The sequence below is a fragment of the Bradyrhizobium sp. NBAIM08 genome (genome assembly GCF_020193935.1).
GTDB classification, from domain to species: Bacteria; Pseudomonadota; Alphaproteobacteria; order Rhizobiales; family Xanthobacteraceae; genus Bradyrhizobium; species Bradyrhizobium yuanmingense.
The window spans coordinates 1-471 of record NZ_JADYVR010000162.1; the positions used below are offsets into that span (position 1 = coordinate 1).

Sequence of the window (471 nt, forward strand, 5' to 3'; positions counted from 1 at the left end):
GGCCGGTGCGGTTGATCCAGACGCAGCGGAAGCCGAAGGCCTTGGCGGCGGCGATGTCCCAGCGGTTGGAGGACTGGAACGACACGTCAGCGGGCGTTCCGCCAAAGCGATCGAGCACGAGCTGATAGACCTTCATGCTCGGCTTGAAGGTGCCGGCCGAGGCGACGGACAGCACCGCGTCGAAAACCGGGCCGAGCCTGGCGGCACCAATGGCATCCTCCAGCATGTCCGGATCGCCATTCGACAAGATCGCCAGCTTGTCGCCACGCGCCTTGAGCGCGGACAGCACCTCCAGCACCTCGGGATAGGCCTGCATCGCGCGGAAGCTGGCGAGCAGCTTGGCGCGCAGGTCCGGCGCAACACCGCCACCGATCGAACCAATGGCGTAGTCGAGGCTGCGCTGCGCCAACGTCCAGAACGTCGCCGGCTTGCCGACCAGGCTGTGGTGCCAGCTGTATTCGATGTGCTTGG

General features: G+C 66.2%; 1 protein-coding gene. It reads right to left on the reverse strand.

Annotation, left to right across the window (positions count from 1 at the left end):
• Positions 1–471: haloacid dehalogenase type II (locus tag I6F37_RS38925; RefSeq protein ID WP_225154211.1), on the reverse strand; the 471-nt coding region annotated here is incomplete at both ends.